We start from the raw sequence: 8,614 nt of genomic DNA, 5'->3' as shown, positions 1-8,614 counted from the left end.
AGCGTAGCCCTACTACGCAACCTTCGGTTAGCTATGAAGGGCCATGATAGGAGCCATTCGAAGCTAAACTGCGTATCAAACTTCGTAAGGCGGAGTATGGCAATCCAGAATTCGTGCGCTCAATCTGAGCGCGACATAATAATTATCAAAGCTTGTTACTTCGAACTCACGCGAACTACAACTTCAGATGTTTCACCACATCCACTTGCGGGACACGATTTTCCGCTCCATTCACCATGTTTTTTACCGTCACCATATTTTCTTGCTGTTCATCATCACCGAGCAACAAACAATAGCCAGCTCCCATTTTATTTGCCTTACGCATCATACTTTTTAAAGAATCGCCTTCTAAAAACAGTTCAACCGCAAACCCTGCTGCCTGCAATAGATCTGCAAGTAATAAAGCAAGGGACTGCTGTTTTTCCGAAAGAGGCATCATCGCATGCAAAACAGGCAATGTTGGCAGTTGCAATTCATTACGGAATGACTCCAAAATAATCATGAGTCGTTCAACCCCTAGAGCCGCCCCCACAGAAGGATGTGATTCTTTCCCCCCAATAAGACCAACCAGCCCGTCATAGCGGCCTCCGGCACAAAACGCACTTTGCGCTCCCAGAGCATTACTAACAAACTCAAATACCGTCTTATTATAATAATCAAGACCACGAACCAAAGTAGGTTTACAAACAAATGAAACTGATAATAATGAAAGTTGATCCTGCATTTGCTGCCATTCACCAACACACTGCGAGCAAAGCGACTCAGTTATATATGGTGCATCAAGATATAGAGACTGACACGTCGGGTTTTTACAATCAAAGATTCGTAAAATATTCTTCTCTTTACGTACCAGACAGGTATCACACAACGCATCGCCTAAAGAATCTAAAAATTTCTTTAATCCTACTTCATATGACACTCGATCTGAAGCACATCCAAGAAAATTTATAAGCAACGCATATTCTTGAATCTGAAACTGTTCATGAAACAAACGATCTAACATTTTAATAAGATGCACATCTTGCGCCACCGACTTAGAACCGATAATTTCCATATCAACCTGATGGAATTCACGATACCGTCCTCTTTGTGGGCGCTCGTGCCGAAACATCGGACCATGAGTGAATACTTTCCACGGAGTTGTTGTCACACTATTTTCTATAAATGCTCGTGCTATTGACGCCGTGGCTTCTGGGCGTAAGCAGATTAAATTATCATCATGCTCGGTAGTAATGGTAAACATTTCCTTGCTGACCACATCAGTATGCTCACCCAATGAACGGGTAAATAAAGCAGTATGTTCTAAAATAGGAGTTGCTATTTCGGTAAAATAATAAACCAATAGATGATCCCGCACCTTATCAATGATAAAATTATAAAGTTCTAAATCTAGAAAATCTTGCGTACCCTTTACGCGGGAAACTTTAGACATTACAATACCCTTTTCTGTTCCGCCTTCCTATCCTCCTAAATACCTTAGCATAAAACTACGTCGGGCAAGCTGAAGTACTTTTGGACTCCGTAGGATAACTCGTTACACTACACAACACATAAAAGGTAATTATACCACAATTCGCCTCCCTTCAAAATATAAATTCAATTAAAAAAACAGTCATACTATAAAAAATAAATTAATTTTCTTGACAGCTCTTTTCTCAAAATGATAATTCTTAGGACAGTATTAATAACCCCCTAAAAAAGGAACGTGTATGAATCGTAATTTTCTTACACTTTTGCTAGTTGTTGCACTAGCAGCCCCCGTAACTGCACAGAGTGAGTCATGTGACAGCTCATGCGATGATGGGGCATGTAAAGTTGTCATAGCTATGCCTTGTGATCCTTGTGATACCGTCGTTACAAGTCGCACACATTTTACCGATCGACCTCTTTTTGGTCTATGTTCTCCTGAACGTGAATCTCTCTATCGTAACCGTGCAATAGCTCGGGAAGATGGCTGCCAAAGCGCTGTACAAGCAGTAATTTTTGGTGGTAGAACAACTGATCGCGGACGCATGGCAACATACTTCACTCCATTTGGTAAAAGTGAGCTGCGTGTGAAATCTGCTGGTGATCTAACCTTCGGCGAAAGAGATGCAGATGTACTTGTTGAATATTTCAACGTATTTGTGAATAATCAAGATGCATATAAGAGTATTATCCGATTCGCTCCTCGCCAATCAGTAGTAGGCGGTGGATTCACATTTGATCACCGATTTGCTGAATGTGAAGAAACAGGACGAGCATTCACTTTTAATCTTGCTTTTTCTGTACAGCGCGTAAAAAACACCATGGGATTCTCTGAAACTATCATTAATGATGGTGGTGGCGTTCTAACAGATCTTCCTGCAGGAGTAGTTGTTGCAGGAAACATGGAAGAAGCGTTCAAACAAGCTTCTTGGGAATGTGGCAAAATAGATTGTGCGTGTGAAAAAGCAAAAACTCGTCTAGCAAGCATCGAAGCTAATGTTGGGTACGAAGTACTTAACCATGATACATGCAAACTAGAAAGTTATTTCGGTATTTCACTCCCAACAGGTAACAAAGTAAGAAGCACTTTCTTATATGAGCCAATTATTGGTCAAGAAAAACATGTAGGACTTATGTTTGGTACCAAAGGATCCATGCACCTCTGGGACGATGAAGCAAGAGATGCATCTTTGACGTATCACTTCCATATCAGTGGTCAATACTTAGTAAGAAACAAACAACATCGTTTAATTGATATAGTAAACAAACCATGGTCTCGCTTCATGAGAATGTACAAAGATAGAGATCAAGCATTACTCGCTATCACTAATGACGATCCATTCTTATATACTCCAGGCGTGAATATATTATGTCGTTCAGTAAAAGTAAAACCAGGATTTACCCGTACATTCAATACAGCACTTACGTATGAACGATGCAATGTAGTTGCTGAAGCCGGTTATACATTCTTCGCACGACCTGATGAGTGCGTAGAACTTGAATGCCCATGGGAGCCAACTGCAGCTATAATATCTGTTGAAGGTTCTACTCCAGGAAACGTTGATAGAGTTCAACAAATCAATGACAACTTTGATGGCCTCAATAACAGCTTAGCACAGCAAATTGCTGGCGGCGGCGATCTTATTGATTACTACAATGACCATGTAATCACAGAATGTGATCTTGATCTTGTTTCAGCAGCACATCCATGCATGACTAGCCATACTGTATATGGAACTCTTGGATACAAATGGGATGACAGAGAATACCCGATTCTTGTAGCCACTGGCGGATCATATGAATTCGGTCCTCATAACAACACTGCAAACCGATGGACCATATGGGCAAAAGCAGGACTTTCTTGGTAAGAGAATAGAAGTAATTCAAACAGAATTATCAAACTATTGCTTTTAAATATACGACCCCTATATAATTAACATTAGAATCATATAATGTTAACCAATATAGGGGTTTTATAATGAAGAAAAACTTATTATTTCTCACCGTCGTGGGACTTTCTATTACCTTGTCTATACCATCTTTTGCAGCAGAAGGATCAGCAGAAGAAACAAAAGAAGGTCTTGATCTACCTTCTACAAGCTTAACTGAAGGCACTGGAACTGAAGGCACTGGGGGAGAAGAAGTAACCATTTTCACTGAAGGACCTGAAGGCGAAGAAGAAGAAACTATTTTCGCAGGCGAAGAGGAAATGAAATCAACAGCGGCTACATCAAAAAAAATGGTTAAAGGGAAAAAAACATATCCGAGAGTTGGTAATGCTAAAGGAATGCGCGAAATAAGAAAAGAAATGCAAAAAGCAGAAACAGCAGAAGAAATGATCGCATTACTAAAAGAAGCCTCAAAACGTCCAAGCAACCGTCAATGGGTTGCAAGTCAATTTGACAGACTTGCTAATAAAATACGAGAAGAACTGAATGCGCACACGATTCGCTCAGGTGAACTACAATACGAAGACGAGACACCTGCAATGGATATTGATGCTATAAAAGCAGAAGCGCTTAATGCGGTTGCTCCATATGGTACAAAATCAGATCTTTATAAAAAATTAAAATCTCGACTAGACGCTGTAGAGTTTGGCTATTTAAGATCACAAAGCCCTGCACAAGAACCCCAGGAAGTTGAAGAAGTTGTTGGCGAAGAAGGAGCTGGTGAAGAACTTGTTGGCCAAGAAGGCGGCGCACGCTTAACAGAATAAATAATAGTTACAATATCACCATAACAACGAAAACAATAAAAGAGGTTGGACGTATATCGTTGCAGCCTCTTTTACTCATCAATATCTACTAAAAGCAAAGCGAAAAAGGAGTGTCATAATGATGAAGAACAATACATCTCACATCATAGTATTAATAATATGTAGCGTTATATCACTACCTTGCCTTGCTATTTTTACGACTCCGCAAAAACAGATGTCTACTGCGCAAACATCGCAGCACATGGCTCAAGTAATCCAAAATGCAACAAACCGTACTGCAAATAGTAAATGGATAGAACTCAATATCGACAAACTCATGAATCAAATCGAAAAAGAGATCCGCAATGATCAATTTGCCACCGCAGATGAGATGCAGCAATTACATATGACAATTAACGCAACCACACGCGCGCTTGAACGAATGCCTAAAAAGAAGGGTAAAAAGCTTGCAGAAAAGTTAGACACAAGCTTTAAATCTTTACAACTCAAAATCCTTAAAGAACAATGGGCAGAACAAAGAAACATCACACCAATAACAGAAGAAATAGAAGCAGAAGAACCGATAAAAACGGTAACTCGAGAAGAATATGATAGGCTACTGGATAGTTATAGATCATGGCAAGCTGATGATGATGCAGAATTACCAGCAGGCATTACGAGCGAGCAATTTCAACAATTCAGAACAGAGATCAGAGAAATCAGAGAAACGCAAATGGGCGATACACGACAAATATCAAAAGAGACATACAATTTTCTCAAAATGCTCCCCAATGCAACCAGAATCCCCGTCTAACCTGGCCCATGCACAACCCTATTTCCTCCACGTACAATCAAATAAAAAATAATATTAAAAATTCAGACAGAATCAAAAACCATTGACTTTGCTTAATCAGGTGCTGTAGTATTCACAATAGAATAATACTATATGAATACCTAAAGGAGTGTATCAATGAAGAAAAATATCTTATACCAGGCATTATTTGCGCTGGGAATCGTTATATCAATGCCATGTGAAGCAGCATCTTTAAACAAGCAAATGTCTGCCGCAAAAACATCGCCAGCAATGGCGCAAGTCATCCAAAAAGCAGCAAAATCAAAAACAAATAGCCAATGGATAGAGCTCAATATTGATAGATTCATTAATCAAATCGACAAAGAAATTCGAAGCGGAAAAACCGACGAAAACACCCTTCTAACAATACTTAAAAACACCAAGCAAGCGCTTAACAATATGCCACAAGGAAAAGGTAAAAAACTTGCAAATAAATTAGATGACGCGTTTGGATCTTTAGGTCTGAAAATATATAAAGATGCTGCACGGACCCGTGGCGCTGCTGAAACTATAGAGATAGAAGCAGGATACTGGAATCGAATACATGAACTGTATCAAGCATGGTTAGAAGAAGAACAAGGGAAAGAACAATCAGAGTTTCTTCCAATTCCGGATGAAATATCAGCAGAAATCGCCACAATCAATCAACAAACTGGCGAAATGAGAACCCTTTCTAAATATCTTTGGGACGACCTAGAAACCTTCCGCGATGTACCATCGAGTGAAGAGCCTACAACACATACACTAACACGCGCAGAATGGGAGCAAGTGTATCCACTCTATTATGCTAACATGGCACAGAGTGGTGTTACAGGCGAACAAATGCAGGAAATAGCCAACATAAAAGTCGATACAGAAAGCTCTGATTGGGAAACAAGACAAATTTCAACGAGCTTGGCAGACTTCTTTGCGAGCCTGAGAACAAAATACCAGCCAGCAAGACAGCAGTTGGAAGAAGAAATAAAAGAAGCAAGAAGTACAACAGTTGAAAACGTACCAGCCGGATTAACCTATCTAGCAACGCCCATCGAGTGGAATAATTTATATCAGCGCTATGCCGCATGGCGAAATAGTGGCACGATGTCTGCAGGATATTTGCAACCTGATCTTGATAAGTTTCAGGCGGAAATGCAAAAAATTATACACGAACAGGCAAGCGGAACTAAAACACTATCAAACGATTTATATACTTTCCTTAGCTCGCTACAACGAGGCGACACTGTCCAGGTAACGCATACTCAATGGATCAGGCTAAAAATGCTCCTCACCAAATGGGTACAAGAAACATGGGTAAAAAGAGACCGCATGAGCATTGCAGATCTTGCAGGAAACTCACAATATCAACGCTTCAACAAAGAAATAGAAGCAATAGACAAAGAACAAGGCGGCCGCAAAAATCAAATGTTATCAAAAGAGTTATTTGACTATCTTGTTAGCTTACCTATACAAATCAGTCGACAAGAATTTAATATGCTTGATGCAAGATACAGCGCATGGAAGAATACAGCACAAGAACCAATAGCTCTAAGCTACAACATCACAAAAAGAGAAGTGGAAAAAGAACTAAACTCTATACGAACCACCTTACAAAACGAAGCTCTTACTACAATAGAAATCCCAATCAGATTACATATTTTCCTCAACGATCTACCTGAGCTCCCAATTGAAGCAACAGCAGTATAAACCAGAGAAATAAGAAATTAAGATTACATAAAAAATTAACCAAAGAACTATCAATAAAGAGAGGCTGGAAGCGGCCTCTCTTTTAAAAAAAGGATACTACTAATGAAAAAAAACAATATATTCCTCATGATACTGGGCATGCAGCTGCTGAAACCTCTATCTTGTTTTGCCGCTAATGCTGCCATCATGAAAAAGATAAACCAAGAAATGAAAAACAAGAATAGTACCGCTACAAAAATGGCATCGTTACTGGTAGAAGCTGCATCGACTGGCGAAGAGCAATGGATACGTACCAAGGTAGCAACGTTTATACTGACCCTTAGATCAGAAGCAGAACGAGGAGAAATATCAAATCAAGAGATACAAGAAATAGGGGAAACAGCTGCTAAAGGCATTGACCAGCTCAAAGATAAACCTAAGCAAGGAAAAGTAATAGCTGATGACCTACGCCATTTGGTACGTCAAATAAAAAGCAGACAAGCATCTGAACCAACTACAGAACCAACACCAATAGAAACTCCAACAGCGGTAACAGAAACAGATCGCAACAACTACATCAATGCCCTCATCAGACGACTCTATCTATCATCAAACTTAAAATATACCGAAAACATACCCGCTAATATGTCTGTACCAATGAGGAATGCATATACAGCGGCTATCAAAATAAGTTATGCTTTAAAAGCTGTTTTAGACGGCATTAACAATTCAGCAACTACACCTGCCGAATCCAATGATTACAAAACACAAATCATCGATATATTGCAAAACCTTGCAACAAATAATATTTCAAACATCAACGTTCAACTGAGTCAACTCTCTGCCCCTGCTGATGTAGTAATAAACGCTACAACATCACCATTTACTTACCAAGACTATTTAGATCAGCATCAAGAAGCGCTACAACAGTTAGTTCGTGATGAAACATTATTTAGTACAATAACTTTACCAGAAATAACCGAGACCATTGCATCGGTACAATAAAGAAATAAAAAGGGCTTGCTGTTTTGATATAGCAAGCCCTTTTTTACATCATTTTTAATACCCCAGCTAGGTTCTGTTGAGTTTTTAAAGATATGATTTTTTGAGGTATGATAGCACCGAAAGTTTTAGACTGAACATCTTCAAAAAATCGGCACTATCATGAAAAAAGAGTATATCAACGAAGTGGCTTGGAGCAAAATTTTAATTTTTTTAAAAAGCCTAAAAAATATTTACTTAGGTAAAGAAAATAAGTGCAAAGCCTTTTTAGAAGGGATTTATTGGATGGTACGAACAGGGGCACAGTGGAGAGAATTGCCAGAAAAATACGGATTATGGAATACCGTTTTTCATAGATTCAACGAATGGAGCAAAAAAAACATTTGGGACAAGTTGCATGTATTTTGCATTGAAAATCCGGATTTGGAATCAGTCATGATTGATGCCACAATAGTTAGGGCACATGCTTGCGCTTCTGGTTACAAAAAAGGAGAATCCACATCGCAAGGCTTAGGCCGTAGCAAAGGTGGATTCACAAGTAAAATTCATATGAAAGTTGATGCATTAGGTAATCCATTACAATTTATTAATACTCCCGGTCAAACACATGAAATGACACAAGTTAGTGCACTAACATCTGACGTAAAAAATTGTAATGTTTTAGGGGACAAAGGTTATGATTCAGATTCTTTTCGATCAGAGCTTCAACAAAAAGGATGCATCACTGTTATACCAGGAAAATCGAACAGAAAAATAGTTATTGAATATGACAAACATGCGTATAAAGAACGACATTTAATAGAATGTTGCTTCGGAAAAATGAAACATTTTAGACGGGTTTTTTCACGTTTTGATAAATCAAAGCGCAATTTCCTGTCTTTTCTTGCATTTGTGGGAGCATGTTTATGGTTACGATAAAAACTCAACAGAACCTA

General features: G+C 39.0%; 7 protein-coding genes. 6 read left to right on the top strand and 1 reads right to left on the bottom strand.

The features are described from left to right. Window positions 1-175 precede the first annotated feature (175 nt). Window positions 176-1,432: a histidine--tRNA ligase gene (gene hisS / locus VGT41_04770; GenBank protein ID HEV2601587.1), complete on the bottom strand. Its 1,257-nt coding sequence runs from the start codon at window positions 1,430-1,432 to the stop codon at window positions 176-178. A gap of 277 nt (window positions 1,433-1,709) precedes the next feature. Here hisS and VGT41_04765 point away from each other — a divergent pair, with 277 nt between their 5' ends. The 6 genes from VGT41_04765 (at window position 1,710) to VGT41_04740 (ending at window position 8,597) form a co-directional block, all read left to right on the top strand. Further along, a complete protein-coding gene (locus VGT41_04765; GenBank protein ID HEV2601586.1) occupies window positions 1,710-3,335 on the top strand; it encodes a hypothetical protein in 1,626 nt (541 codons plus the stop codon). A gap of 110 nt (window positions 3,336-3,445) precedes the next feature. Further along, on the top strand, window positions 3,446-4,183 hold the full coding sequence (locus tag VGT41_04760) for a hypothetical protein (GenBank protein ID HEV2601585.1): 738 nt from the start codon (window positions 3,446-3,448) through the stop codon (window positions 4,181-4,183). A 118-nt stretch (window positions 4,184-4,301) separates the two neighbouring features. Further along, a complete protein-coding gene (locus VGT41_04755) occupies window positions 4,302-4,976 on the top strand; it encodes a hypothetical protein (GenBank protein ID HEV2601584.1) in 675 nt (224 codons plus the stop codon). 156 nt (window positions 4,977-5,132) lie between these two features. Further along, window positions 5,133-6,698 carry a hypothetical protein gene (locus tag VGT41_04750; GenBank protein HEV2601583.1) on the top strand — a complete coding sequence of 522 codons (1,566 nt, stop codon included), beginning with the start codon at window positions 5,133-5,135 and terminating at the stop codon, window positions 6,696-6,698. A 102-nt stretch (window positions 6,699-6,800) separates the two neighbouring features. Further along, complete coding sequence (locus VGT41_04745; GenBank protein HEV2601582.1) at window positions 6,801-7,682, top strand: hypothetical protein; 882 nt, start codon at window positions 6,801-6,803, stop codon at window positions 7,680-7,682. Between the two features lie 159 nt (window positions 7,683-7,841). Continuing rightward, a complete protein-coding gene (locus VGT41_04740; GenBank protein HEV2601581.1) occupies window positions 7,842-8,597 on the top strand; it encodes an IS5 family transposase in 756 nt (251 codons plus the stop codon). Window positions 8,598-8,614 lie beyond the last annotated feature (17 nt).

Source organism: Candidatus Babeliales bacterium, assembly GCA_035944115.1.
Classification (GTDB): domain Bacteria; phylum Babelota; class Babeliae; order Babelales; family Vermiphilaceae; genus DASZBJ01.
The sequence above is the reverse complement of the archived record's forward strand: the minus strand, read 5'-3'. Positions and strand labels throughout refer to the sequence as shown.

Bases quoted from the DNA above. Each gene is read 5' to 3' on its own strand.
- VGT41_04765 (HEV2601586.1), top strand. From the start codon at position 1,710: ATGAATCGTAATTTTCTTACACTTTTGCTAGTTGTTGCACTAGCAGCC.
- VGT41_04750 (HEV2601583.1), top strand. From the start codon at position 5,133: ATGAAGAAAAATATCTTATACCAGGCATTATTTGCGCTGGGAATCGTT.
- hisS (HEV2601587.1), bottom strand. From the start codon at position 1,432: ATGTCTAAAGTTTCCCGCGTAAAGGGTACGCAAGATTTTCTAGATTTA.
- VGT41_04745 (HEV2601582.1), top strand. From the start codon at position 6,801: ATGAAAAAAAACAATATATTCCTCATGATACTGGGCATGCAGCTGCTG.
- VGT41_04760 (HEV2601585.1), top strand. From the start codon at position 3,446: ATGAAGAAAAACTTATTATTTCTCACCGTCGTGGGACTTTCTATTACC.
- VGT41_04740 (HEV2601581.1), top strand. From the start codon at position 7,842: ATGAAAAAAGAGTATATCAACGAAGTGGCTTGGAGCAAAATTTTAATT.
- VGT41_04755 (HEV2601584.1), top strand. From the start codon at position 4,302: ATGATGAAGAACAATACATCTCACATCATAGTATTAATAATATGTAGC.